General features: G+C 69.4%; 25 protein-coding genes. 12 read left to right on the plus strand and 13 right to left on the minus strand.

What is annotated here, in order from left to right; all coding sequences use genetic code 11:
* Nucleotides 1-109: 109 nt before the first annotated feature.
* Both ACZ5CR_RS02690 and ACZ5CR_RS02695 read left to right on the plus strand, forming a co-directional pair.
* On the plus strand, nucleotides 110-679 hold the full coding sequence (locus tag ACZ5CR_RS02690) for a hypothetical protein (protein ID WP_468852860.1): 570 nt from the start codon (nucleotides 110-112) through the stop codon (nucleotides 677-679).
* Nucleotides 680-988: 309 nt separating this feature from the next.
* A complete protein-coding gene (locus tag ACZ5CR_RS02695; protein ID WP_468852861.1) occupies nucleotides 989-1,402 on the plus strand; it encodes a hypothetical protein in 414 nt (137 codons plus the stop codon).
* Between the two features lie 190 nt (nucleotides 1,403-1,592).
* Here the strand turns inward: ACZ5CR_RS02695 and ACZ5CR_RS02700 are convergent, their stop codons facing one another.
* The 3 genes from ACZ5CR_RS02700 to ACZ5CR_RS02710 form a co-directional block, all read right to left on the minus strand.
* Nucleotides 1,593-2,432, minus strand: coding sequence for a DUF1206 domain-containing protein (locus ACZ5CR_RS02700; protein ID WP_468852989.1), 840 nt, complete (start codon nucleotides 2,430-2,432; stop codon nucleotides 1,593-1,595).
* 63 nt (nucleotides 2,433-2,495) lie between these two features.
* Nucleotides 2,496-2,852: a PRC-barrel domain-containing protein gene (locus ACZ5CR_RS02705; protein WP_468852864.1), complete on the minus strand. Its 357-nt coding sequence runs from the start codon at nucleotides 2,850-2,852 to the stop codon at nucleotides 2,496-2,498.
* A gap of 269 nt (nucleotides 2,853-3,121) precedes the next feature.
* A complete protein-coding gene (locus tag ACZ5CR_RS02710) occupies nucleotides 3,122-3,391 on the minus strand; it encodes a hypothetical protein (RefSeq protein WP_468852866.1) in 270 nt (89 codons plus the stop codon).
* Nucleotides 3,392-3,663: 272 nt separating this feature from the next.
* Between ACZ5CR_RS02710 and ACZ5CR_RS02715 the strand changes: the two genes are divergently transcribed.
* The 7 genes from ACZ5CR_RS02715 (at nucleotide 3,664) to ACZ5CR_RS02745 (ending at nucleotide 9,409) form a co-directional block, all read left to right on the plus strand.
* Nucleotides 3,664-3,951 carry a hypothetical protein gene (locus ACZ5CR_RS02715; protein ID WP_468852868.1) on the plus strand — a complete coding sequence of 96 codons (288 nt, stop codon included), beginning with the start codon at nucleotides 3,664-3,666 and terminating at the stop codon, nucleotides 3,949-3,951.
* A gap of 143 nt (nucleotides 3,952-4,094) precedes the next feature.
* A complete protein-coding gene (locus ACZ5CR_RS02720; protein ID WP_468852870.1) occupies nucleotides 4,095-4,286 on the plus strand; it encodes a hydrophobic protein in 192 nt (63 codons plus the stop codon).
* 39 nt (nucleotides 4,287-4,325) lie between these two features.
* A complete protein-coding gene (locus tag ACZ5CR_RS02725; protein ID WP_468852871.1) occupies nucleotides 4,326-4,499 on the plus strand; it encodes a CsbD family protein in 174 nt (57 codons plus the stop codon).
* Nucleotides 4,500-4,630: 131 nt separating this feature from the next.
* Nucleotides 4,631-5,257 carry a hypothetical protein gene (locus ACZ5CR_RS02730; protein ID WP_468852873.1) on the plus strand — a complete coding sequence of 209 codons (627 nt, stop codon included), beginning with the start codon at nucleotides 4,631-4,633 and terminating at the stop codon, nucleotides 5,255-5,257.
* Nucleotides 5,254-5,673, plus strand: coding sequence for a hypothetical protein (locus ACZ5CR_RS02735; RefSeq protein ID WP_468852874.1), 420 nt, complete (start codon nucleotides 5,254-5,256; stop codon nucleotides 5,671-5,673). Before ACZ5CR_RS02730 ends, ACZ5CR_RS02735 begins: the two co-directional genes overlap by 4 nt.
* Before the next feature lie 1,035 nt (nucleotides 5,674-6,708).
* Nucleotides 6,709-7,944 carry a trypsin-like serine peptidase gene (locus tag ACZ5CR_RS02740; protein WP_468852877.1) on the plus strand — a complete coding sequence of 412 codons (1,236 nt, stop codon included), beginning with the start codon at nucleotides 6,709-6,711 and terminating at the stop codon, nucleotides 7,942-7,944.
* A 244-nt stretch (nucleotides 7,945-8,188) separates the two neighbouring features.
* Complete coding sequence (locus ACZ5CR_RS02745; RefSeq protein WP_468852879.1) at nucleotides 8,189-9,409, plus strand: trypsin-like serine peptidase; 1,221 nt, start codon at nucleotides 8,189-8,191, stop codon at nucleotides 9,407-9,409.
* Between the two features lie 116 nt (nucleotides 9,410-9,525).
* Here ACZ5CR_RS02745 and hflX read toward each other — a convergent pair whose 3' ends face one another.
* The 6 genes from hflX to miaA form a co-directional block, all read right to left on the minus strand.
* Complete coding sequence (gene hflX, locus ACZ5CR_RS02750) at nucleotides 9,526-11,025, minus strand: GTPase HflX (protein ID WP_468852880.1); 1,500 nt, start codon at nucleotides 11,023-11,025, stop codon at nucleotides 9,526-9,528.
* 171 nt (nucleotides 11,026-11,196) lie between these two features.
* Complete coding sequence (locus ACZ5CR_RS02755; protein ID WP_468852883.1) at nucleotides 11,197-12,684, minus strand: M1 family metallopeptidase; 1,488 nt, start codon at nucleotides 12,682-12,684, stop codon at nucleotides 11,197-11,199.
* Nucleotides 12,685-12,795: 111 nt separating this feature from the next.
* On the minus strand, nucleotides 12,796-14,949 hold the full coding sequence (locus ACZ5CR_RS02760; RefSeq protein ID WP_468852885.1) for a RelA/SpoT family protein: 2,154 nt from the start codon (nucleotides 14,947-14,949) through the stop codon (nucleotides 12,796-12,798).
* Between the two features lie 142 nt (nucleotides 14,950-15,091).
* Nucleotides 15,092-15,970 (minus strand): diaminopimelate epimerase, encoded by an 879-nt coding sequence (gene dapF, locus ACZ5CR_RS02765; RefSeq protein ID WP_468852888.1) that lies wholly within the window; start codon nucleotides 15,968-15,970, stop codon nucleotides 15,092-15,094.
* 75 nt (nucleotides 15,971-16,045) lie between these two features.
* On the minus strand, nucleotides 16,046-16,501 hold the full coding sequence (locus ACZ5CR_RS02770; protein WP_468852991.1) for a hypothetical protein: 456 nt from the start codon (nucleotides 16,499-16,501) through the stop codon (nucleotides 16,046-16,048).
* 107 nt (nucleotides 16,502-16,608) lie between these two features.
* Nucleotides 16,609-17,547, minus strand: coding sequence for a tRNA (adenosine(37)-N6)-dimethylallyltransferase MiaA (miaA, locus tag ACZ5CR_RS02775; protein ID WP_468852890.1), 939 nt, complete (start codon nucleotides 17,545-17,547; stop codon nucleotides 16,609-16,611).
* Nucleotides 17,548-17,730: 183 nt separating this feature from the next.
* Here miaA and ACZ5CR_RS02780 point away from each other — a divergent pair, with 183 nt between their 5' ends.
* Nucleotides 17,731-18,060, plus strand: a complete 330-nt coding sequence (locus ACZ5CR_RS02780; RefSeq protein ID WP_468852892.1) for a hypothetical protein — start codon at nucleotides 17,731-17,733, stop codon at nucleotides 18,058-18,060.
* A gap of 25 nt (nucleotides 18,061-18,085) precedes the next feature.
* Nucleotides 18,086-18,355, plus strand: a complete 270-nt coding sequence (locus ACZ5CR_RS02785) for an antitoxin (RefSeq protein WP_468852894.1) — start codon at nucleotides 18,086-18,088, stop codon at nucleotides 18,353-18,355.
* 157 nt (nucleotides 18,356-18,512) lie between these two features.
* Here ACZ5CR_RS02785 and ACZ5CR_RS02790 read toward each other — a convergent pair whose 3' ends face one another.
* Genes ACZ5CR_RS02790 through miaB form a run of 3 tightly spaced genes read right to left on the minus strand, consistent with a single transcriptional unit; the run spans nucleotide 18,513 to nucleotide 21,126 of the window.
* Complete coding sequence (locus tag ACZ5CR_RS02790) at nucleotides 18,513-19,259, minus strand: class III extradiol dioxygenase subunit B-like domain-containing protein (protein ID WP_468852895.1); 747 nt, start codon at nucleotides 19,257-19,259, stop codon at nucleotides 18,513-18,515.
* A gap of 28 nt (nucleotides 19,260-19,287) precedes the next feature.
* Entirely contained in the window at nucleotides 19,288-19,572 is a 285-nt protein-coding gene (locus ACZ5CR_RS02795) for a hypothetical protein (RefSeq protein ID WP_383270683.1), read from the minus strand.
* Between the two features lie 33 nt (nucleotides 19,573-19,605).
* Complete coding sequence (gene miaB / locus ACZ5CR_RS02800; protein WP_389913116.1) at nucleotides 19,606-21,126, minus strand: tRNA (N6-isopentenyl adenosine(37)-C2)-methylthiotransferase MiaB; 1,521 nt, start codon at nucleotides 21,124-21,126, stop codon at nucleotides 19,606-19,608.
* 86 nt (nucleotides 21,127-21,212) lie between these two features.
* Between miaB and ACZ5CR_RS02805 the strand changes: the two genes are divergently transcribed.
* The gene (locus ACZ5CR_RS02805; RefSeq protein WP_468852896.1) at nucleotides 21,213-22,208 is read left to right on the plus strand and encodes a TAXI family TRAP transporter solute-binding subunit; all 996 of its coding nucleotides are present in this window, start codon (nucleotides 21,213-21,215) and stop codon (nucleotides 22,206-22,208) included.
* A 43-nt stretch (nucleotides 22,209-22,251) separates the two neighbouring features.
* Here the strand turns inward: ACZ5CR_RS02805 and ACZ5CR_RS02810 are convergent, their stop codons facing one another.
* A complete protein-coding gene (locus ACZ5CR_RS02810) occupies nucleotides 22,252-23,667 on the minus strand; it encodes a sensor histidine kinase (RefSeq protein WP_468852897.1) in 1,416 nt (471 codons plus the stop codon).
* Between the last annotated feature and the right edge of the window lie 4 nt (nucleotides 23,668-23,671).

Genomic DNA, 23,671 nt, shown 5'->3' on the forward strand with positions numbered 1-23,671 from the left:
TACGCACGACACGGATCAGACACCAGGCCCCTGCGTCGGACGGACACGCGCCGCCGCGCAGAGGCCGCACCCGCCGTTGGAGCGGGGACTTGAACCACCGGAGGTTCACATGCCTGAGAAGCGTGTCCGTAAGCCGAAGATCGACCAGGCGTTCCGCGTTTCGGACGGTCAACCGGTGGAGTTCGAAGGCAAGACGGTGCACCTCGCCTTCGGTATCTCCATGAAGTGGGCGACGTCGAGGCTGGCCATTGCCTTCACCTCCTCCGTAGACAAACCGCCCCAAGGCGTGTGTCTGGAACTTTCGGAAGGCGATCTGCTCGTCAACGGCTCCCGGTCGTCGGGCGTCTGCCTGTGGGCCGACTCGGCGCCGCCGGTGGTGTACCTGGAGCCGCTGATCAAGCCCACCGCCACGTCGACGCTGCAAGTCTGGAACTGCTGGCGAGGCGGGGACGGGGAGCCTCAGATGTGGAGGGGCAACGCCGGTCTGCTCGTCGACCTGAACCCCGGCGCCTCCTACCGCTTCAGCTGCAGCGACGGCACGGGACATGCCGACTTCACCGATCTCGTCTTCGGCCTGGAGATCCAGGACAAGACCAGCACTCCGTGGCTGGAGCCGCTGCCGCCCCGAACCTTCACCCTGAGTACGGACTCCACCCACCCCCGCAGCGCCAACGCGTGACGGTCGGCGCCCGGCACCTCAGTACGCAATGCCGCCGTAGTCCTCACGCATGACCCGCTGAACGGAGCGCCCCCAACCGTCACCGACCGCTGATGCTCTGGCGGACTCTCGCGCGGCCTGCCGGGACGCCTCTGTTCGGAACGGGGCGCATGCTCTGATCCTTGTCCATGGCCGATGGTGTGAAGCGGCTCGTGCTGAACACGAGCGGGCTCCTGGTGGTGTTGAACACGGGGATCGACATCCTGACCCTGTGGAGTCACCGTGCCTGGCCCGCGGGTGACGGAGCGTCGATCGCTTCAGACGAGCGGGATGGCTTGCGCGGTCCACACGGAGCGGCTGTCGGGCTACTTGCCGCCCCGCCGCACGCGGCACGAACACTGCGCCGACCACGCCCCGTGGGCCGCCGGGCTGATCGCCGCGGGATGGATCGCGCTCACCACCTGCCTGCTCCTGAGGCAGAGCGCCTTCGGCACACCCGGCACCGGGCCCCAAGGGGTCACCGAGCAGATCGTGGCCATGCTCGCGCTGTCGCTCGGCACCGTCTCCCTCGCCGCGTCCCTCCTGGTGATCCTGCACGTGCAGATCTGGCGGGCCTGGCAGGACCGCTGGCCCCAACAACTGTGCGCGCACTGCGGGGCCCTGGTCCGACCGCAAGCCCACGGCAGGTCGGCCGTTCCATCACTCGCCGGGGGGCCACGGAGGCCGTATGGCTTAGGGCGGTGATCCACACACTGAGCGGGTTCTCGTCGTTGTAATCCGTTCAGCGCTGTGATCCGTTCAGCGCTGTGATCCGTTCAGCGCTGTGATCCGTTCAGCCGACGCCAGGAGGACTGCCGGCCGGCCTTCATCGGCTCAGTCCATGTCTGTCGGGGACCACGTCAACAACGCAATCGTTGCGGGTTCGAGTCATCGTTCACAGTCGGCGCCAGCGGGCGGAGGCGAAGGAGAAGACGCCGAAGAGGATCAGTCCGATGGCGACAGCGACCAGCAGCCACGGCCCCATCGGGGTGTCGGTGAAGCTGCGGAGTGTGCCGTCCATGCCTTTGGCCTCGTCGGCATCGAATTGGACGGCCGCTGTCAGGACGAAGATCCCGGCGGCGGCGAACACCATGCCACGTGCCACGCCACCGCTGACGCCGAGGCCGGTGACGATCTGTTTCGTGCGGGGGCTCATGACGGCGGTGTCCAGCTGGCGCAGGAACTTGCGCCTGGCCGCCTGGATCGCGAGCACCGTGCCGACCCCGACCAGGAGGCATCCTCCAGCGGCCACGAGGATCTGCCCGTAGGGCAGTTTCAGTACGGATGCCGTCCAGTCCTTGGACTTCGCGTTGCCGCTGGATCCCTGGCCGCTGCCGGCGGCGTAGGTGGCGGTGGCCCAGCAGATGAAGCCGTAGAAGAGCGCCCGGCCGCCGTCGAGCAGTCGGGAGGGAGTCTTGCGGTCAGGGCCCCGGGTCAGCACCGCACGGGAGGCACGCCACAGGGCCATGCAGCCAAATCCCACGGCCAGCACCCACAACATGATCTTCCCGAAGGGCTGTTCCGCGATCTTCGCCAGCGCGCCCTGCCGGTCGGCTGACTTGCCGCCGCTGCCGAGCGCCATCTGGATGGCCAGGGCGCCGATGAGGACGTACACGACTCCCCGCGCGGAGAAGCCCGCCCGACCCGCGGTGGACAGCGTCTGGTTCTCCGCCGAGCGCCGGGTCGCGGCACCGCCGGTCCGCTTCTGACCGGACACTTCGGATGACGTCACGATGTTTCTCCTTGCAGCGTGGCCGGCGGTGAGCGTCTCGGCCCGCCGAGTGGCAGCTTGGTGTGGTCAGCGGCGGGCAAGTTGTCGCTCGCCGCGGGTGCCCGGCTCATAGGTCAGGCCGTAGTGCTGGAAGACCGCCGCCTCCTGCTCGGCCGGCAGCACGTCGTCCGTACCGATCGAAGGGGCCTTGCGCACCAGCGACTTGGCGTAGCGAACTTTGAGGTAGTCGGGTCCGACGATCGCCTCGTCCAGGGGGACGAAGAGCAGCCGGTGACGGGTCGGCAGCCCGGTGCGCACCGTAGCCATGGCCGGCTCGTCGGTGGTGGTGTCGACGTATACCGCTTCGAGGATGCCGATCTTGTGGCCTTCGATGTCGAGGACGTCCCGGTCGCGCCACTCGCGGACATCTGCTGACTGGATCATGGGCTTGCCTCCTCTGGGCGGTTGCCTTGGTGACCGGTGCGGGATGTCACCGCCGGCTTTCCGCATGAAGTCGCCGCAGAGCACGGCGGCAACGCCTTGTGCAGTGGCGCGGGGAGCGTTTCGCCGTCGGCGGTGGCCAGTTCCAAGAGCGCGTCGTCACTTCAGGCCACCTCTTCTGCCAGTGTCCTCTCGTCTTCCTGGGTCCTGACTGTCTGGCCCATGAAACCTGCCTCACCCTGAGACGCTCGGGTATCGGATGCCGGTAACCGTCACCGGTGATGTTGTTGGTCCCGGCGGTCCCGGCGGTTCCAGCGTCCTTGGCGCTGGCGTCGGTAGCGGCGGTCCCAGCGGTCTTGACGATCCCTGCGGTCCCGGTAGTCGCGGTACTCGGGATTGCCGCGCTGATCCCGGCTGCCCCTGTCACCCCGTCCGTAGTGGACAGCTCCGAAAATCAGCACGGCTGCAGCCACCCACCACATGGGATTCAGAAATCCGAGGCCGAGCAGAGCAACGGCCAGGATGACGAACGAGACGATCACGACGGGCCTCCCGGGGCGGAACAGATCATCGCTGCCGGGGGCTGGGGCCTCGCTTCGCAGCTTAGCCCTGTCAAGAGGTCGCGGATACGTTTCGACGCCGCCGCATAGCACCGTACGCACGTGGCCACTTGACAGCTTGTCAAAGAATGAGGCGGTGATTAGCGTCTACGGTGCCGCCCCGGCCCCCGGCGGCACCGATTGGTTGTCGCGCCCCTCACGGGCGCCGCTCGCGCACCGCAGGCGACACCACCGCATCACGCACATTGCCGCCTTTGCCCTTGCCTCCCCCGCAGCGACCACGGCAACGGCTCGATGCGCTCCACGCGGGCATCCCCACCACTGCCCGCCTCACCGCACATGCCCCCAAGCAGGCGGTGCTCATGTACGCGCTGATCGCCCTCGTTCCCTTCATCCTGCTCGCCACCGTGATGAGCCTGTCCTGGTGGGAGGACCGCATTCTGCCGACGCCGGCCGACCCGACCGACGCTTCCCGCACCGCTCAGACAACCCCAGCGGGCCCGCACACCATGTCTGACCCCACGCCGCTCAACGGCCGTTGACAGGAGTCGTGAGCAGGCGTTGACTGGCGACACGGCGTAGGACTTTGCCACTCCGGACCCTTGAGGTGCGGCATTTCACCTCCCCGCTTCGCCCGGACCCCGCGGATATCAAGAACCTCTCCGCGCGCTCTGGAGGCCCGGCGATGTTGTTCTGGATTCTTCTCCTTCTGCTGATCCTGGTGATTTTCGGGTTCGGCTTCACCATGCAGGTCCTCTGGTACGTCGCAGCAGTACTGCTCGCCGTCTGGCTCATCGCATTCGTCATGCGCGGCCGCAGCGGCGGTAGTCGGAGCCGCAGCGGTGGCCGAGGCCGCTTCAGCCGCAGCCGCGGATAGCCCGGCACCCCGCCCCTCAAGGTCAAACAGAGGACAGCCATGAGTACTGGAAACACGTTCCGGAACAAAGTGCAGGCGCTCAAGGGCCGGATCACTCAGCGCGTCGGCCGAGGCACCCGCAACAAGCGGCTTGAGCGCGAAGGCAGGACCGACCGGATCTCCGGAAACCTGAAGCAGTCCGGTGACAAGGCCAAGAACGCCTTCCGACGCTGACCACAAACGCCCCGGGTGGTACTCACGGCACGTGGACGCCACCCGGCCGGCATCAACAGGGAACAACTCAATAGAGGTTGACTGGAAATGAAGCAAAGCACCGAACAGAGCACGGGACGGAGAAGGCGGCCATGGCCATCATCGTGATCATCGCTGTGGCCGTCATCGCAGCGACCGTCTTCTTCTTCATCAAACGGACGCGGACTCCCGGCGGTGGCAAGCGCGGCCTGCAGAACCGCTTCGGACCCGAGTATCACCGCGCGATCACTGACCACGGCGGTGATGTCAAAGCGGCCGAACGGGAACTCAGCGAGCGTGTGAAACGGCACGGTTCACTCCAGGAGCAGCCGCTGTCACCCGAGGAGCGCGAGTACTACGTGGCTCAATGGGCCGACGCTCAGGAACAGTTCGTCACATCGCCGCAGAAGGCGGTCGCTGAGGCCGACGTACTGTTGGCGCGGCTGGCCAGCGACCGGGGATATCCCGTCGGGGAGCGGTTCGAGGAGCAGATCGCCGCACTCTCCGTCCACCACGCCCACTACGTGCAGGGCTATCGCAGCATGCACACCGCGGCTCGTGGTCAGAGCGGGACCGAGGAGATGCGAGAGGCCATGGTCGAGGCCCGCAGCCTCTTCGAAGCACTCGTCACCGCACAACCCACCCACAACGACCGGCACCGTACGCAGTCCACCGAAGATCACGGCCACCCGTCGTGGACACCCGGCGGGCGGCACGCCAAGGGAAGTGGCACATCATGAGGTACGACCAAGAGCGCGCCCAGCAGCCTGCGACCACGAGTCCGGAATCCGTGAAGCAGCGCGCCCCACAGGCATCTCCGGCCGAACCGGCCCGCGCGCCGCACCGGTCCGGCATCAGCGCCGACAACCCTGGTCGGACTCCGACGGAGATGCTGATCACGCAGGGCGACAGGGACGAGATGACCATGCGCCTCCAGCAGGCCCTGAGCACTTTCGTCGAGAACCCGCACCAGGCGGTCCAACAGGCCGACAGCGTCTTCGAGGAAGCCGCCACCCATCTGACCGACGTCCTGACCGAACGACGCCACACCCTGCGCGCAAGCTGGCAGGACCAGGACACCGAAACGCAGACCGAGGAACTACGCCTCGCACTGCGCCAGTACCAAGAGACCACCGAGCGGCTGCTGCGCATCTGATCCAGGACGGGCCAGTGGCACATCCATCTCGTGCAGGCACAGCGCGGGCCGCGCGTGTCACGGCCCTTTGTCCACCGGCGATGAGGTACTGCGGAGGGTTCGTCAACGCATCTCCGCCTCGATCCGATGGACGAGCAGGGTCCGCCAGCCATCGAGAAGTTCTTCTTCGGCTTGATAAGAGCGCGCTGCTCGGGAGAGTACGTGAGATGGGGCCGCATGGTCCCCAACGCGCACGCGGGTGCTGGACCACCGCCATCCTTCTCAGGGCTCAGGCCCCAGAAGTGTGTACGGCAGCGACGAATATGGGCGGGTCCCCGGCGGGTCCGCCATCGCGACGCCGAAGAACTGCACGCCACGAGGGCGATCCGGCGCGCAACAGCAACCACGTACTGGTGGACAGCTGCCCAGTCACAGAACCGGCTGTCGCGACCGGGAGGTCCATCACCTGACCGGCACCTGGCGCATCCGCGGGAAGCCGCAACGTAGCGGCTGATCGCCGGTTGGCCAAACCGGGCGGATCGTTCCCTATGCATGCCGTACGGCCGGTCGTCCGCCTCGCCGAAGACGCACTCGGGACAAGTACCCCGGTGCGGGTAGAGACGCTTCACCTCCGGCAGGGCACCTCTGGCCGGGAGTCAGCCCCTAGGTCACCCCGAGCCCAACCGAGGGCTACGCAAGTCCGCACTCGCCCGCTTCCCGAGCGCACCAAGCGCCCTCGGGAAGCGGGGGCTCAGAGGTTGATGTCAACGCAGCTGCTGACATCAGCCGTTGACATCAACGGGATCCGACATCTGCCGACAGGCTCAGACACAAGCAGATGCCAAATCGGTAGATCTCTGGACAATTAGCAGGTCAGCAAGGTCGTAGCGAAACCGTTGCCGTTCCGTCGGCTGTCCCCTACAGCACCGGCATAGTGTGGGGTGCCGTTCATCCGCAGCAGGGTGCGCACCGCCACGCGAGTGCGGTGCTCAACGCGCCGTACGACACCGGGTGTCTGGTATGCGAACGATCTCGAAGCCCAGGGGGAATCTCTCTATGCGACCCATACGCCCGCTCAAGACCGCTCGTCGCGGGAGGAGCGCGCGCGGCAGAACCTCCCCCGTGGCGGCCGCTGTCGCCATCGGCGCGGCGCTCGTTCTGACCGCGACGGCCTGCGGCCCGAGCGAGGACAACGCGGGTGACGAGTCGTCCGCGTCCCAGTCCGCCGGCGACGGCAACGACGACGGCAAGGTCAAGATTCCGCAGGACATCCAGGACCGGCTCAAGGAGCACGGCATCGACCTGGACAAGTGGAAGCACGGGGCCTGGAAGAACTGGAACAAGGACGACTGGCTCCGCGAGGCCGGTGACTACGTCAACCCGATCATCGAAGGCCTGTGGGACTCGGACCGCATGCGGGACGCGGACAAGAACCCCGACCGCGGTGTCGAGGAGAACGACATCTCCGGGGACCAGGGCGTGACCGACCCGACGCCCGAGCCGGTGGAGGCGGCGGCCCTGAAGACGCCGTACGACGCCAGCGCTCCCGCGTCGGGCAAGCTGTTCTTCGACTCGCCCGACGGCTCGATGGTCTGCTCCGCCACCGTCGTCGAGGACCCGGCGCACCCGGGCAAGTCCAACATGGTGTGGACCGCGGGTCACTGCGTGCACGCCGGCGCCAAGGGCGGCTGGTACCGCAACATCGCCTTCGTGCCCTCGTACAACAACACCGGTAAGTCGGTCGACGAGCTGGAGAGCACCCCCAAGGAAGAAGTCGCTCCGCACGGCGTCTGGTGGGGCGACTGGGCGCAGACCTCCGACCAGTGGATCGAGAACGGTGGCCCGACGGGCGGCACGGGCGCGCCGTACGACTTCGCGGTCATCCACGTGACGCCCGAGAAGGGCAGCGAGGGCAAGTCGCTCGAGGAGCAGGTCGGTTCGGCGCTCCCGGTGGACTTCAACGCCAAGGCCGTGCCCCAGATCGCCGACATGAGGGCGACCGGCTACCCGGCCGCCCCGCCGTTCGACGGCCAGAAGGCGTTCCAGTGCGCCGACAAGCCGGGCCGGCTCTCGATCAGCAAGCCCGACCCGACGATGTACCGCATCGGCTGCACGATGACCGGTGGTTCGTCCGGTGGCGGCTGGGTCGCGGAGGGCTCGGACGGCAAGCCCGCTCTGGTGTCCAACACCTCCATCGGCCCGGTGACGGCAGGCTGGCTCGCCGGTCCGCGCCTCGGCAAGGAGGCCAAGGGCGTCTACGGCGAGGTCAGCAAGAAGTTCGCCGACAAGTAGACGGCAAGTAGCCGACCGGCGGTTCGTTGCCGGTAGTCCGTTGCCGGTATTCAGTGATCGGTAATTGCCTGATGTACGAGGCGGGGTCGCCGCAAACCTTCACGACCCCGCCTCCGTTCGTCCCCAAACACACAGGCATAGTGAGGTGTCGCCTCGGCGGGAAGCTTTCGGAGCATCCACGCCCGCACATGACACGTACATGGCAATTGCAGCATTTCACGTTCAATACGGGGGTTACAGCACCATGCACTCCACTCGTGTGCCCTTGGCGCGCAGTCGCGGGCGGCGTCTCGCACTCGCCGCCACCGGGCTCGCCGCGACTCTGGCACTTACCGCCACGGCCTGCGGTCCGAGCGACGACAAGGCCAGTGACAAGACGGACTCCGGCTCCTCCCAAGGCGCGGACGCGGACAAGGGTTCCGACACCGGCTCCGACGCAAAGCTGCCCGCGGACCTCGCCGACAAGCTGAAGAAGCACGGCATCGACCCGGACAAGTGGAAGGACGGGGCCTGGAAGAACTGGAACAAGGACGACTGGCTCCGCGAGTCCAAGGACTTCGTCAACCCGGTCATCGAGGGCCTCTGGAAGCCCGAGCGGATGAAGGACGCCAAGGACCCGAACAAGACGATCGCCGCGAAGGACGCCGCAGCCGACCAGGGCGCGACCGACCCCGAGCCGTCGCCGGTCCAGGCCAAGCGCGAGAAGACGCCCTACCACGAGAACGCCGCCCCGGTCGGCAAGATCTTCTTCGACGCCCCCGAAGGCTCGATGGTCTGCTCCGGCACGGTCGTGAAGGACCCGCGCAACCCGGGCAAGTCCAATCTCGTGTGGACCGCGGGCCACTGCGTGCACGCCGGTTCCGCCGGTGGCTGGTACCGCAACATCACCTTCGTGCCCGCCTACAACGACCTGGGCAAGTCCGAGGCCGAGCTGAGCAACGCGGCCCCGCAGGAAGTCGCCCCCTACGGCCAGTACTGGGCCGACTGGGTCTCGACCTCCAACGAGTGGATCGACCAGGGCGCCGCTTCGGGCGGTGCCGGTGCGCCGTACGACTACGCCGTGCTGCACGTGAAGCCGGAGCAGGGATCCAAGTCCCTTGAGGAGACCGTCGGCAACGCGCTCGACGTCGACTTCACGACCCCCTCGACGCAGAGCGTGAGCTCGATGGGCGCCTGGGGCTACCCGGCCGCTCCCCCGTACGACGGCCAGATCATGCACAAGTGCGTCGACAAGCCGGGCCGTCTCTCGCTGACTTCCGCGCAGCCGACGATGTACCGCATCGGCTGCACCATGACCGGTGGTTCGTCCGGCGGCGGCTGGTTCCGGATGGTGGGCGGCAAGACCCAGCTGGTCTCGAACACCTCGATCGGCCCGGCCGAGAACACCTGGCTTGCCGGACCGCAGCTGGGCAAGGGTGCCGAGCAGGTCTACGACATGATGAGCGAGAAGTACGGCTCCAAGTAGCCGCACGGCGGGCGACCGCCGCACCTCGCACATGACGCGGCGAAGGCCCGCCCCCTACGAGAGGGGGCGGGCCTTCGTCATGTGATCCGCGTGCACTACACGGTCCGGGCCTGCGTTCAGCCCGCGACGGGGACGTACGGCGTGAGGTCCGCCGCCAGTTCCTCGTGCACCCGCGCCTTGAGCAGCGTGCCCTCGGCGGTGTGCTCCTCGGAGAGCACCTCGCCCTCGGCGTGCGCCCGCGCGATGAGCTGACCGTGCGTGTACGGAACGAGGGCTTCGATCTCGATCTCGGGCCGCGGCAGTTCGGTGTCGATCAGTGCGAGCAGCTCTTCGATGCCCGCGCCCGTGCGGGCGGAGACCGCGATCGCGTGCTTCTCGTTGCGCAGCAGCCGCTGGAGGACCAGCGGATCGGCCGCGTCCGCCTTGTTGACGATCACGATCTCGGGCACGTCGGTCGCGCCCACATCGCGGATCACCTCGCGCACGGCGGCCAGCTGCTCCTCCGGCACCGGGTGCGAACCGTCCACCACGTGCAGGATCAGGTCGGACTCGCCGACCTCTTCCATGGTGGAGCGGAACGCCTCGACGAGGTGGTGCGGCAGATGCCGTACGAACCCGACGGTGTCGGCCAGGGTGTAGATCCGGCCGCTCGGCGTCTCGGCCCGGCGCACGGTCGGGTCGAGGGTGGCGAACAGGGAGTTCTCCACCAGGACGCCCGCACCCGTGAGGCGGTTGAGCAGGGAGGACTTGCCCGCGTTCGTGTAACCGGCGATCGCGACCGAGGGCACCTTGTTGCGCTTGCGCTCCTGGCGCTTGATCTCGCGGCCCGTCTTCATGTCCGCGATCTCCCGGCGCATCTTCGCCATCTTCTCGCGGATCCGGCGGCGGTCCGTCTCGATCTTGGTCTCGCCGGGACCACGCGTCGCCATGCCGCCGCCACCGCTGGAACCGCCGCCGCCCATCTGACGGGAGAGCGACTGACCCCAGCCACGCAGGCGCGGGAGCATGTACTGCATCTGGGCAAGGGCGACCTGCGCCTTGCCCTCTCGGGACTTGGCGTGCTGGGCGAAGATGTCGAGGATCAGGGCGGTCCTGTCGACCACCTTGACCTTGACGACGTCTTCGAGGTGAATCAGCTGGCCAGGGCTCAGCTCACCGTCACAGACGACGGTGTCGGCCCCGGTCTCGACGACGATGTCACGCAGCTCCAGAGCCTTGCCGGATCCGATGTACGTGGCCGGGTCGGGCTTGTCGCGGCGCTGGATGACGCCGTCGAGCACGAGCGCGCCCGCCGTCTCGGCGAGGGCGGCCAGCTCGGCGACCGAGTTCTCCGCGTCCTGCACCGTGCCCGAGGTCCACACGCCGACCAGCACCACTCGCTCCAGACGGAGCTGTCGGTACTCGACTTCGGTGACGTCCTCGAGCTCGGTGGAGAGGCCGGCGACGCGGCGCAGGGCCGCGCGCTCGGAGCGGTCGAACTGCTCGCCGTCCCGATCTCCGTCGTGTCCGTGGCTCCAGGCGACGTCCTCTTCCATCAGGGCATCGGCCCGAAGACCTTCGGAGTAGTTCTGCGCGAGGCTCTGCGCGTCCTGGGAAGGGGAAGAGGAGGAGGTCATTGGATCCTTAACGTCGATGGGACTCGTCATGGTGGTCAACGCTCCGGGCCGCCCCGAGATTCCCCGGGCCGACCGATACCGGCCCTGAGATGCCCCCGAAGGGTTTCCCCGGACCCGCAGCGGCGCCGACCTGAAGAATGGTTGCACGGAACGGCCCGTCTCGTCACGGGGTTATTTCCCTGCGGGAGCCGCCTTACGCCAGTCCGGGTGCCCCGGCATCGGCGGCGTCTTCGCGCCGTACAGCCAGGCCTCGAAGAATCCGCTCAGGTCACGGCCGGAGACCGACGAGGCGAGCCGCACGAAGTCCTCGGTCGTCGCGTTCCCGTCCTGGTAGGTCCGCACCCAGTCACGCTCTAGGCGCTCGAAGTCGCGGTGCCCGATCTCCTGCCGCAGCGCGTAGAGGACCAGCGCGCTGCCGTCGTAGACGACCGGGCGGAAGATGCTGATCTTCTGCCCCGGCTCAGGGCCCTTCGGCGCTGCGGGCGGTCCGCCCGCGGCACGCCAGCCGTCGGACTGGCGATAGGCCTCACGCATCCGCTTCTGGAGGGGCTTCTTCGCCTTCTCCTCGGCGAAGAGTGCCTCGTACCAGGTGGCGTGTCCTTCGTTGAGCCAGAGATCGGACCAGGAGCTCGGGCTCACGCTGTCGCCGAACCACTGGTGCGCCAGCTCGTGCACCATGATCGAGTCCACGTACCACTCGGGGAACTCGGGCCGCTTGAACAGGTCGCTCTCGAAGAGCGAGAGGGTCTGCGTCTCGAGTTCGAAGCCGGTCTGCGCCTGCGCCATCAGCACCCCATAGGCCTCGAAGGGGTAGCGGCCGACCTTCCCCTCCATCCAGCCGATCTGGTCCGGCGTCTTCTTCAGCCAGCGCTCCACCTTCTCGCGGTCCTTGGTGGGCACCACGTCGCGTACGGGGAGGCCGTGCGGCCCGGAGCGCCGCACCACGGTGGAGCGGCCGATGGAGACCTGCGCGAGTTCCGTCGCCATGGGGTGGTGGGTGCGGAAGACCCGGGTCGTGGTGGACCCGGTGTGCGCCGTGGCGACGGGCAGGCCGTTGGCGACGGCGGTGAGCCCCTTCGGGGTGGTGACGCGGAACGTGAACCGCGCCTTGTCGGCGGGGTGGTCGTTGCTCGGGAACACGCGGTGCGCGGCGTCGGCCTGGTTGGCCATGGCGAGCCCGTCGGAGGTGGGCACCCAGCCGCCCTCCTGGTCCTTGGTGGGCGCGGGGTCGCTGGTGTGCCGGACGGTGATCCGCATGTTCTCGCCCGGGCCGAGCGGCCGCGAGGGTGTGACGACCAGGTCCTCACCGGTGGATTCGAAGCGGGCGGGAGCGCCGTTGACCTCTACGGAGCGCACCTTGCCGTGGGCGAAGTCGAGGTTGATCCGTTCCAGCGGAGCACTCGTCCGCGCGTCGATCACCGTCGTGGCGTCGAGCGGCTTCTTGTTGTCGCCGCGGTACGTGAAGTCGATGTCGTACGACATGACGTCGTAGCCGGGGTTTCCCAGGTGCGGGAAGAGCCGGTCGCCGATGCCGAGCGGTTTGGCCGGTGACGGCACACTCGCGGCGAGAAGCGTGGCGGAGGCGGCCGCGGCCAGGAGCGCGGTCGCGATGCGAAGAGTCTTCGGCCGCGAGGCCTTGACCCGGGGGGTGAGCAGCATGAACTACCGCTATCAGCGCGGACCTTCCACACCGGTGTCGGCGCGCGACATGCCACTCGAACGAGTCGCCAGTAGGCGGCTGCGGCGACGCTGACACCCCGGAGCGCGCTGCTACGGAGTCGCCGCCGCCGGGTGCTGGGCGCGGCTGACGTCGTACACCCCGGGCACCGCACGCATCGCGCGCATCAGCCCCGGAAGGTGGTCCGCGTCCGGGAGTTGCAGCGTGTACGTGTGGCGCACGCGCTGCTGGCTCGGCGGCTCGACGGTCGCCGACATGACCTCGACGCCCTCCATGGCGATGGCCTCGGTGAGGTCGGCCATCAGGTGCGCCCGCCCGAACGATTCGGCGATCAGCGTGACCCGGCACTCCGCGCTGTCCCCCCAGCGCACTCCGACCTCGGCGCGGCCCACTTCCTTCATGCGTGCGACCGCGGAGCACTCGACGCGGTGCACGGTGACGACGCCGCCGCGCACGGCGAAGGCGGTCACCTCGTCGGGGGGCACGGGCGTACAGCAGCCCGCGAGCCGTACGCTCGCGCCTTCCCTGTCCACGACGGCGTTCGCCGCGGCGGGTCGGGGGAAGTCGGCGGCCTGCGGCGGGGGCGTGGGCTTCTCCGGGGACGACGCGGCGGGAGCCGACGCGGGCGTGGGGTGGGTCGTGAGCCAGCGCCGGATGGCGATCCGGGCGCCGGGCGTGCGCGCGTGGTCGAGCCACTCGCGCGATGGCCCGGACGCCGCGTCCTGCCCCATGAGCAGCTGGACCGTGTCGCCGTCCCGCAGGACCGTGCTCAGCGTCGCCAGGCGTCCGTTGACCCGTGCGCCGATGCAGGCGTGGGCGTCCTCGCCGTACTGGGCGTAGGCGGCGTCCACGCAGCTCGCCCCTGCGGGCAGTCCGAGCGTGCCGCCGTCGGGGCGGAAGACGGCGATCTCGCGGTCCTGGGCGAGGTCTTCGCGGAGCGTGGACCAGAACGTGTCCGGGTCGGGGGCCGCTTCCTGCCAGTCGAGCAGGCGGGAGAGCCAGCCGGGCCGGGTGGGGTCGGCGCGCTCGCCCTCGAAGGAGTCGCCGGAAGGGGTGCCGGATGCGGTATCGGACTGCTCCTCCGAAGGAGGAGCGTACGGATTGCGCAGGGCGACGACGCCGGCCTCGGCCACCTTGTGCATCTGGTGCGTACGGATGAGGACTTCGGCGACCTCTCCGTCCGGGCGGGCCACGGCCGTGTGCAGCGATTGGTAGAGGTTGAACTTCGGTACGGCGATGAAGTCCTTGAACTCCGACACCACCGGCGTGAAGCACGTGTGGAGCTCCCCGAGCACGCCGTAACAGTCCGCGTCCTCGTTCACCAGGACCAGGAGCCGTCCGAAGTCCGCCGCCCGCATCTCGCCGCGTTTGCGGTGCACCCGGTGGACCGAGACGAAGTGCCGCGGCCTGATGAGGACCTCCGCGGCGATGCCCGCCTCGCGCAGTACGGCCCGGACGTCGTCGGCCGTCCTTTCCAGGGGGTCGCCGCCGTCCGCCTCGTTGGCCGCGATCAGCTCCTGGACCCGGGAGTACTCCTCCGGCAGGAGGATCGCGAAGACGAGGTCCTCCAGCTCGGTCTTGAGCGCCTGCACGCCGAGGCGTTCGGCGAGCGGAATGAGCACGTCCCGCGTCACCTTGGCGATCCGCGCCTGCTTCTCGGGGCGCATGACGCCGAGCGTGCGCATGTTGTGCAGGCGGTCGGCCAGTTTGATCGACATGACGCGTACGTCGTTGCCGGTGGCCACGAGCATCTTGCGGAAGGTCTCCGGCTCGGCGGCCGCCCCGTAGTCGACCTTCTCCAGCTTGGTGACGCCGTCGACCAGATAACAGACGTCGTCGCCGAATTCCGTACGTACCTGATCGAGCGTCACGTCCGTGTCCTCGACGGTGTCGTGGAGCAGGGACGCGGTCAGTGTCGTGATCTCGGCGCCCAGTTGCGCCAGGATCAGCGTCACCGCGAGCGGATGTGTGATGTACGGCTCACCGCTCTTGCGCATCTGACCGCGGTGGGAGGACTCCGCGAGCACCCACGCGCGCCGCAACGGCTCCAGATCCGCGTCCGGGTAATGGGCGCGATGGGCTTCCGCCACATGGCCGATCGCGTCCGGCAAACGGTCCCGGGTGGCGGGCCCCATCAGGGCCGCCCGTCCGAGCCTTCGCAGGTCAAGCCTCGGACGACCGCGCCTGCGCTGCGCTGCGGGCGTCACGGGCCCAGACATCGCAGGGTTTGTAGCCTCCGCACTCATGGGCACCTCCGGCTGCTCCGACCGGCGGTGAGCGGACGACGACATGCTCCGTCCGGGCCGGTGCTTGATGCTACCGAGCCCATCACGCGCCGCTGACCGCCTCTCGCCGAGCGTGAAACGGATCACCCATTCGAGCGACAGTTCACGGGTTTACAGTTTCGAGCCATTCCGCGTCGATCTCGCCTTCGGCGACGATCACCGCGGGGCCCGTCATCTCGATCTCGCCGTCGGGCCGCTCGGTGATCACCAGGCTCCCACCAGGCAGATCGACGGTGTACGTGACCGGCGAACCGGTCGCCGCCGGGTCCACCCCGTCCCTGCGGGCCGCCGCGACGGCGACGGCGCACGCGCCCGTGCCGCACGAGCGGGTCTCGCCCGCGCCGCGCTCGTGCACGCGCATGGCGACGTGACGCGGGCCACGGTCGACGACGAACTCGACGTTCACGCCGTCAGGGTAGGCCGAGACGGGGCTGAATGGCGGCGGGTCGTGCAGAGTCCCGGCGTGGGCCAGGTCGTCCACGAAGGCGACCGCGTGGGGATTGCCCATGTTCACGTTGCGCGCCGGCCAGTGGCGGTCGCCCACGGAGACGGCGACATCCCCTTCGGGGAAGAGCGCCTTGCCCATGCCGACGGTGACGTCCCCACCGGCAGCGGCCTTGGCGATGTGCACGGTCTTCACGCCACCACGGGTCGCGACGGCCAGATCGCCCTCGCCCACCAGGCCGGCGCGCTGCAGATAGCGGGCGAAGACGCGCACGCCGTTGCCGCACATCTCGGCGATCGAACCGTCGCCGTTGCGGTAGTCCATGAACCACTCGGCCTCGGCGGCCAGGTGGCGTGCCTCGGGGTGTGCCGCGGAACGCACGACATGCAGCAGGCCGTCTCCCCCGATGCCCGCGCGGCGGTCGCACAGGACGGCCACAGCGGCCGGGGGCAGCTCGATGGCGTTCTCGGGGTCCGGGACGATCACGAAGTCGTTCTCGGTCCCGTGCCCCTTGAGGAAGGCGATCCGCGTGCTCATTCCTCGATCGTACGGGGTGCCGACGACACTCGGTCCGTACGGTGCCCATCAGAGCCCTGACCTGGCAGGACGCCGTCAGCGAAGGCGGGCGACGCGCCACACGGCGAGGACGGCGACGGCCAGGAACACCAGGGCGTACGCGCAGACGATCCGCCAGTCCGGGCGGCGTCCGGAACCGCGCTCCGGCAGCCCCGGCCAGGTGTGACCCACGCGGCGCGCGGCCATCATGCCCCAGCCTGCGGCGCAGCAGCTGATCAGGAGCCCGAGCATGGCGACGACGGCTCCGCCGTCACCGAACTCGAAGGCGAGCGGGAAGGCGAACATCAGCGATCCCGCCGCGGCCAGGATGACGATCGGTGCGAGCTGCCAGATGCGCAGACGGCGCTGCGGGCGCAGTTCGACCTCGACCTCGGCCACGGCCATCTGGTCCGCGCCGGGACCGTCGTCGATCACGCCGTCCGGTTCCCCGTCGGGGCCGTCCGGGGTCAGCTCGCCGCCGCCATGTGCGGTGTCACGAGGGCCGGCCTCCATCGCCATCCGCCCTCCTACTCCGGACTCCACTGGTCGATCGATGGTCGATGATGGCACGGCGCCAGGGGCCGGGATGACCGCCTGAGCGTCCCGATGCCATCACGTGATCAGGCTGTGACCGCTCGTTCGACCAACGCCAGTGCCCGTCCTGGGAGTTCCCCTCGATCGGCCATGGCGCCACTGAGCCAGTGCACCCGGGGATCGCGGCGGAACCACGAGTCCTGACGGCGGGCGAAGCGCTTGGTCGCGCGCACGGTCTCCGCGCGCGCCTCGCCGTCGGTGCACTCCCCCGCGAGCGCCGCGAGCACCTGCTGGTACCCCAGTGCGCGCGACGCCGTACGCCCCTCTCGCAGTCCGACCGCCTCCAGAGCGCGCACCTCGTCGACGAGGCCCGCGGCCCACATGCGGTCCACGCGCGTGGCGATGCGTTCGTCGAGTTCGGGGCGGCCGACGTCGACGCCGATCTGGACGGTGTCGTAGACGGAGTCGTGTCCGGGGAGGTTGGCGGTGAAGGGCTTGCCGGTGATCTCGATGACCTCGAGGGCGCGGACGATCCGGCGGCCGTTGCTGGGGAGGATGGCCTGGGCCGCACCGGGGTCGGCGGCGGCGAGGCGGGCGTGGAGCGCGCCGGAGCCCCGGAGCTCGAGCTCCTCCTCCAGGCGGGCCCTGACCGCCGGGTCCGTACCCGGGAACTCCAGGTGATCCACGGCCCCCCTGACGTAGAGCCCGGAGCCGCCGACCAGGATCGGCCAGCGCCCGTCGGCAAGGAGACGGTCGATCTCGGCTCGCGCCAGCTTCTGGTACTCCGCGACGCTCGCCGCCTCCGTGACGTCCCAGATGTCGAGGAGGTGGTGCGGGACTCCGTCGCGCTCTTCGAGGGTCAGCTTGGCGGTCCCGATGTCCATCCCTCTGTAGAGCTGCATGGAGTCGGCGTTGACGACTTCGCCGCCGAGACGCTGGGCGAGGAAAACGCCCAGATCGGACTTTCCTGCCGCGGTCGGACCGACGACGGCGATGACCCGCGGTGCGGGAGCTGCTCTACTCACCGCCCCAGTCTCGCAAACACCGCGACCACTTCCCGAACGAGCTACGTGACGCCACGCGTCCGGGGTCGTTGCCTGTTGCGAGGTTCCAGCCGCCGGTTTTCGAGGACCGGCGACCCGGGCGGCGCAACAGGGCGCACCGGGCGGCGCGGGATTTCGCCCACACGAGTACCGTATGGAGTAGATATGGGCGTTTTTGCACGGTTCCGTAAGAAGTCCAAGGACACGGAAGAGGCGTCAACAACCGAGGCGTCGGCCGCCACCCTGACGGCCGAGCCGGAAGCGGCCGGGGAGTCCTCCGAGCCCGAGACCGGCAAGGAAGAGGCCAAGGCCGAAGCCGCCGCCGAGGACGAGACCAAGGCCGACACGAAGGCCGACGCCGACACCGAGGGCAAGACCGAGGACGAGGCGGAGAAGACCGAAGAGGCTGCCGCGGAGAACGTGGACATCCCGAAGCAGCAGTCCGCGGAGAAGGCCGCCGACAACGACGAGGCCGACGAGGGCGCCCGCAAGTGACTCTCCCAGCGAGGGAAGGTAACCGATGGGCTTCCTGCAGAGCCTGAAAGACAAGCTCGCCCCGGCGAAGGACAAGGTCGCGGGCCTCGCGCAACAGCACGGGGACAAGATCGACCAAGGTCTCGACAAGGCCGCGAAGGCGGTCGACGACAAGACCAAGGGCAAGTACAGCGACAAGATCCAGACGGGAACGGGCAAGGCGAAGGACGCCATGGACCGCCTCGCCGGGACGCCCGACGAGGGCAAGGGCCCGGGCGGCGACGCCGCCCCGCCGAAGCCCCCTCAGGCTCCCTGAACCATCGGCTGGATCACTCGTCGCTGCCGGCGGCGGCACAGCGCCGGAGCACCGGCTGAGTCAGCCGACCGGGTCACTGAACGACACCGGCGGACGGCCGTGGAGCGCCACCAGCTCCGCGGCCGTCGCCGTGCGTCGTGCGGCCTTGACCAGGCCGCTACGACCAGGTGGCCACCAGATACCCGACGCCGTACGGAGCGTCCTCGTAGAGCAGCTCGCCGCTCAGGCCCGCCCCCTCGGCCGCGCCCGCGAGCACCTGCCACGGAGCCCGCCCCGCCGCCTTCAGTTCGTACGCCAGCTCCTCGTCGAGCGCCTTGAGCGCCTCGACGTCCGCCGCCCCCAGCGCACGAGCGATCTCCGCGTCGAACCCGGCCGCCCGCTCGTCGAGATAACCCGGCGCCTTCAGCGTGCGGCACGCGCTGGCATCGCCCATCACCAGCAGAGCGACCCGCTCACCCAGCGCCGCGATGTCCCCTCCGACTCGAATGCACCGCTCGGCCGCCAGAGGCTCCCCCACCCCGAGCCCTTCCAGCGGGGCCGCCGACCACTCCGTACGGTCGAGCAGCCAGGAGGCGACGGCGAGGGAGGCCGGAAGTTCACGCTCCGCCGCAGCTTCCGGGGCACCGTCCGTGCCGTCCGTGCCGTCATCGTCCGAGCGCCCGAGGCGCACGTCGAGGTCCACGCCGAAACCGCGGAAGGACCCACGGGCGCCCTGCTGATGCGGGCCACGCCCGCTCTGCTCGGCGGGGCCGACCACGACGAGCCGGTCGGGCCGCGAGGCCGCGAGCACCCCGACGGCGTCCGTGCACGCGGCACGCGCGGCGTCCAGTTCGGGGGCAGCGCCCGCGGCGACCTCGGGGACGAGCAGGGGCGGGCAGGGGCAGACGGCTGCGGCGACAAGCATGATCGGCAGCGTAACGCGCGCCCGCGCGCTAGTAGGCGATCGGGCCCGAGTCCCACTCCAGCTCGGAGATCGAGAAGCGGTAGGGGAAGGAGCCCCCGGACGAGCCGTCGCCGATCACCATCCAGCCGTCGGCCGTGCGGTAGCGCCGCATGCGTACGGGATAGCGCGGGTGCTTGGGGCGGTAGAGGCGGACGAACTCCGCGAACCGCTCCACCGCTTCCTCATGCGTGCCGTCCACCGTGGCCATCAGCTCGAACAGATGCCACGCCCCCGGCCCCGGAGGGTTCTCCATCATCAGCGCCCAGCGCGCCATCAGCCCCTCCCCCGTCCCCGTCGCTCGCCCCGGTCAGTCGCAGCCGCAACCGCTGCCCGCGGCCACCGGGAGCGGCTCGGGGGCGCCGACCTTCGGCAGTCCGAGCATCACGCCCGCGGGCTTGGCCGCCGCCTCGGTGTTGCGCTTCTCCCAGGCGTCACCCGCGCGCGTGGGGCGCACGTTCAGGACGGGGCCCTCGGCGAGCAGGTGGTGCGGCGCCGCGTAGGTGATCTCGACCGTCACGACGTCACCGGGGCGGACCTCGGTGTCCGGCTTGGTGAAGTGGACCAGGCGACTGTCGGGGGCGCGTCCGGAGAGGCGGTGGGTGGCGCCGTCCTTGCGGCCCTCGCCCTCGGCGACCATCAGCTCCAGGGTCCTGCCGACCTGCTTCTTGTTCTCGTCCCAGGAGATCTCCTCCTGGAGGGCGGAAAGACGCATGTAGCGCGCCTGCACGACCTCCTTGGGGATCTGCCCCTCCATGGTCGCCGCGGGCGTACCGGGGCGCTTGGAGTACTGGAAGGTGAAGGCGTTGGCGAAGCGGGCCTCACGGACCACGTGCATCGTCTGCTCGAAGTCCTCCTCGGTCTCCCCGGGGAAGCCGACGATGATGTCGGTGGAGATCGCCGCGTCGGGCATGGCGGCGCGGACCTTCTCGATGATGCCGAGGAAGCGGTCCTGGCGGTACGAGCGGCGCATCGCCTTGAGGATCGGGTCCGAGCCGGACTGGAGCGGCATGTGCAGCTGCGGCATCACGTTCGGGGTCTCGGCCATGGCGGCGATCACGTCGTCCGTGAAGTCGCGCGGGTGCGGCGACGTGAAGCGCACGCGCTCCAGGCCCTCGATCTTCCCGCAGGCCCTAAGGAGCTTGCTGAAGGCCTCGCGGTCACCGATGTCCGAGCCGTACGCGTTCACGTTCTGGCCGAGCAGGGTGATCTCGGAGACGCCCTCACCGACGAGTGCCTCGATCTCGGCGAGGATGTCGCCGGTCCTGCGGTCCTTCTCCTTGCCGCGCAGGGCGGGCACGATGCAGAACGTGCAGGTGTTGTTGCAGCCCACGGAGATGGAGACCCACGCCGCGTAGGCGCTCTCGCGGCGCGTGGGCAGCGTCGAGGGGAACGCCTCGAGCGACTCGGCGATCTCGACCTGCGCCTCTTCCTGGACGCGGGCGCGCTCCAGGAGCACCGGCAGCTTGCCGATGTTGTGCGTACCGAAGACGACGTCGACCCAGGGCGCCTTCTTGACGATGGTGTCGCGGTCCTTCTGGGCCAGGCAGCCACCGACGGCGATCTGCATGCCGGGCCGCTTGGTCTTCATCGGCGCCAGGCGGCCGAGGTTGCCGTACAGACGGTTGTCGGCGTTCTCCCGCACGGCGCACGTGTTGAAGACGACCACGTCGGCGTCGCCGTCCGACCCCTCGGGCGCGCGTTCGTAGCCGGCGCCCTCAAGGAGACCGGAGAGGCGCTCCGAATCGTGGACGTTCATCTGGCACCCGTAAGTGCGTACCTCGTACGTTCCTTTGACGCCCACTGCCTGTCCCCGGTCTCCGCTGCTCATACGACAAGGGTAGGCGGTCGCCGGAGTGTCCCTGCCGGGAGCCGGGCCCTGGCCATCGCGGCGAGTGGCCTGGCAGGATCGCGCGCATGCTCAAGGCACCCCACCACCTCAGCAGGCGCCGCGCACTCCAGGGTGCGGCCGCCGCCCTCGTGGTCTTCGGACTCCTGATGTGGTGGCTCGTTCCGGTGGGCGACGACTCTCCGGAGGGCCGGATGACGTTCAGCACGGGCGTGAAGAACGCGGTGTACGAGCGGTACGGCAAGCTCCTGCGGACCGCGGTCTCCCATGACATGCCCAAGGTGGACGTGAAGCTGCTCAACAGCGAGGGCTCGCAGCAGAACGTCGAGCGGGTGGCCACGGGGAAGGCCGATTTCACCGTCGCGGCGGCCGACGCCGTCGCGAAGTACCGCCAGGAGGGGCGCGCGGGCGCGGAGCGGCTGCGGGGTTGTGCGCGGTTGTACGACGACTACGTTCAGCTCGTCGTCCGGCGTTCGTCGGACATCGGTAAGGCGCAGGACCTGCGGGGCAAGAAGGTGGCCGTGGGCCAGCCGCGCTCGGGCGTGCGGCTGATAGCGGACCGGGTGCTCAAGGCCGCCGGCCTCGATCCCGGCAAGGACCTCACGCCGGTGGACTCCGGTATCGACACGGCGCCCGAACTTCTGAAGAAGGGCGACATCGACGCCTTCTTCTGGTCGGGCGGACTGCCGACCCTCACCGTGGCCGAGCTCTCCGAGAAGTTCGACGTCCGGCTCGTCCCGCTCGGCGACCTCGTGGACGCGCTGCACAAGCAGGGCGGGGCCTCCCGCTACTACCGGGCGGCGGTGATGCCCGCCGACGCCTATCCCGCCGTTCAGCAGAGCGAGGCCGTACCGACCCTGGCGGTGGCGAACCTCCTGGTCACCACGGACCGGGCGGACCCGAAGCTGACCGAGGGTCTGACGCGCACGGTGATCGACAGCCGCGACCACATCGGCGACAAGGTGCACGCGGCCCAGCTGGTCGACCTGCGCACGGCGCTCTACACGGACCCGCTCGACCTGCACGAGGGCGCACGCCGCTACTACCAGTCGGTCAAGCCGTAGCGCTCAGACCCTGTCCGGCCGTGTCCGGACCCGTCGGATCCCGTCAGGTCCGGGTGGCGGGTTCGCCGCGCGGGACTCCGACGGTCACCCGCAGTCCGTGCGGCTCGTGCTGTTCGTAGGCGATCGAGCCGCCGCCCGCGGTGAGCAGGGCCCGCGAGATGGACAGACCGAGGCCCGAGCCCTGCACGTTCTGGTGGCGGTTGCTGCGCCAGAAGCGGTCGCCGATGCGGGCGAGCTCGTCCTCCGTGAGGCCGGGGCCGCCGTCGGTGATCACCACGGTCGTCAGCGCACCGCTCCAGGAGACCTCCACGCGCACCTCCTCGCCCTCGGGCGTGAACTTGAGGGCGTTGTCGATCACCGCGTCCAGGGCGCTGGACAGGGCGACCGGGTCGGCCCAGCCGGTGGTCGCCGGGCAGGTGCCGAGCAGCCGCACCCCGCGCTCCTCGGCGAGCGGCCGCCAGGCACCGACCCGTTCGGCCGTGAGCGCGCCGATGTCGGTGAGCCGCAGATCGGCCGCCGCGTGCTCGGCGAGGGCGAGGCCGAGGAGGTCGTCGAGGACCTGGGCGAGGCGCTTGCCCTCGGTGCGCACGGAGGCGATCTCCTCGTTGCCCTCGGGCAGTTCGAGGGCGAGCAGCTCGATGCGCAGCAGCAGGGCGGAGAGCGGGTTGCGCAGCTGGTGCGAGGCGTCGGCGACGAAGGCCCGCTGCTGCTCGAGGACGTCCTGGACGTTGTCGGCCATCTCGTTGAACGACCGGGCGAGGCGCTGGAGTTCGGGCGGTCCGCCCGCGGCCGCCACCCGCGACTTCAGTCTCCCGGTCGCGATGTCGTGCGTGGTCGCGTCCAGGACCCGCACCGGACGCAGCACCCAGCCGGTGAGGCGCAGCGCTGCACCGACGGCCAGGAGCATGGCCGCCGACTCTCCCGCGCCGATGAGCAGCCACCCTTGCAGCGTCTTCGAACGCATGCGCCCCGTAGGTGATTCGGTGACGACGACCGCGATGACGTCCCCGTCCCTGATCACCGGGGAGGCGACGACGAGCCGGCCGCGCTGCCAGGGCCACACCTGCTGCGGATCGTGACTTCCACGGGACCTGAGGGCCTCCTCGAAGGCCTCCCGCACCTCGGCGCCCCTGGGGGGCAGGAACCAGCTCCCCGGCGCGTGAGCCATGGGCTCACGGTCCCGGAAGAAGACGCCCGCCTTGATCCCGTAGACCTCGTGGTAGTAGCCGAGTTCGGTCTGGAGGGTTTCGCGGCGTTCATCCTTGTTCCGCAGGCGCGATCCCGTGGGACGTTTGGTGACGAACTGCGCGAGTGCCGCGAAGCGCGCCGTGTCGTCGATCCGGTCGACGACCACCTTCTGCTGCTGCGCCGCGGCCACGCTCACCGCGAGCGGGAAGCCGAGCGCGAGCAGTACCCCCGCCATGAGGACGATGAGCAGCGGGAGGAGGCGAGAACGCACCTGA

It is taken from the genome of Streptomyces sp. NPDC031274, from assembly GCF_055570235.1.

Coding starts and splice junctions, on each gene's coding strand:
- ACZ5CR_RS02690 (WP_468852860.1), top strand. CDS start 110: ATGCCTGAGAAGCGTGTCCGTAAGCCGAAGATCGACCAGGCGTTCCGC.
- ACZ5CR_RS02695 (WP_468852861.1), top strand. CDS start 989: ATGGCTTGCGCGGTCCACACGGAGCGGCTGTCGGGCTACTTGCCGCCC.
- ACZ5CR_RS02705 (WP_468852864.1), bottom strand. CDS start 2,852: ATGATCCAGTCAGCAGATGTCCGCGAGTGGCGCGACCGGGACGTCCTC.
- ACZ5CR_RS02720 (WP_468852870.1), top strand. CDS start 4,095: ATGTTGTTCTGGATTCTTCTCCTTCTGCTGATCCTGGTGATTTTCGGG.
- ACZ5CR_RS02725 (WP_468852871.1), top strand. CDS start 4,326: ATGAGTACTGGAAACACGTTCCGGAACAAAGTGCAGGCGCTCAAGGGC.
- ACZ5CR_RS02730 (WP_468852873.1), top strand. CDS start 4,631: ATGGCCATCATCGTGATCATCGCTGTGGCCGTCATCGCAGCGACCGTC.
- ACZ5CR_RS02735 (WP_468852874.1), top strand. CDS start 5,254: ATGAGGTACGACCAAGAGCGCGCCCAGCAGCCTGCGACCACGAGTCCG.
- ACZ5CR_RS02740 (WP_468852877.1), top strand. CDS start 6,709: ATGCGACCCATACGCCCGCTCAAGACCGCTCGTCGCGGGAGGAGCGCG.
- ACZ5CR_RS02745 (WP_468852879.1), top strand. CDS start 8,189: ATGCACTCCACTCGTGTGCCCTTGGCGCGCAGTCGCGGGCGGCGTCTC.
- hflX (WP_468852880.1), bottom strand. CDS start 11,025: ATGACCTCCTCCTCTTCCCCTTCCCAGGACGCGCAGAGCCTCGCGCAG.
- ACZ5CR_RS02755 (WP_468852883.1), bottom strand. CDS start 12,684: ATGCTGCTCACCCCCCGGGTCAAGGCCTCGCGGCCGAAGACTCTTCGC.
- ACZ5CR_RS02760 (WP_468852885.1), bottom strand. CDS start 14,949: ATGAGTGCGGAGGCTACAAACCCTGCGATGTCTGGGCCCGTGACGCCC.
- dapF (WP_468852888.1), bottom strand. CDS start 15,970: ATGAGCACGCGGATCGCCTTCCTCAAGGGGCACGGGACCGAGAACGAC.
- ACZ5CR_RS02770 (WP_468852991.1), bottom strand. CDS start 16,501: ATGGAGGCCGGCCCTCGTGACACCGCACATGGCGGCGGCGAGCTGACC.
- ACZ5CR_RS02780 (WP_468852892.1), top strand. CDS start 17,731: ATGGGCGTTTTTGCACGGTTCCGTAAGAAGTCCAAGGACACGGAAGAG.
- ACZ5CR_RS02785 (WP_468852894.1), top strand. CDS start 18,086: ATGGGCTTCCTGCAGAGCCTGAAAGACAAGCTCGCCCCGGCGAAGGAC.
- ACZ5CR_RS02790 (WP_468852895.1), bottom strand. CDS start 19,259: ATGCTTGTCGCCGCAGCCGTCTGCCCCTGCCCGCCCCTGCTCGTCCCC.
- ACZ5CR_RS02795 (WP_383270683.1), bottom strand. CDS start 19,572: ATGGCGCGCTGGGCGCTGATGATGGAGAACCCTCCGGGGCCGGGGGCG.
- miaB (WP_389913116.1), bottom strand. CDS start 21,126: ATGAGCAGCGGAGACCGGGGACAGGCAGTGGGCGTCAAAGGAACGTAC.
- ACZ5CR_RS02805 (WP_468852896.1), top strand. CDS start 21,213: ATGCTCAAGGCACCCCACCACCTCAGCAGGCGCCGCGCACTCCAGGGT.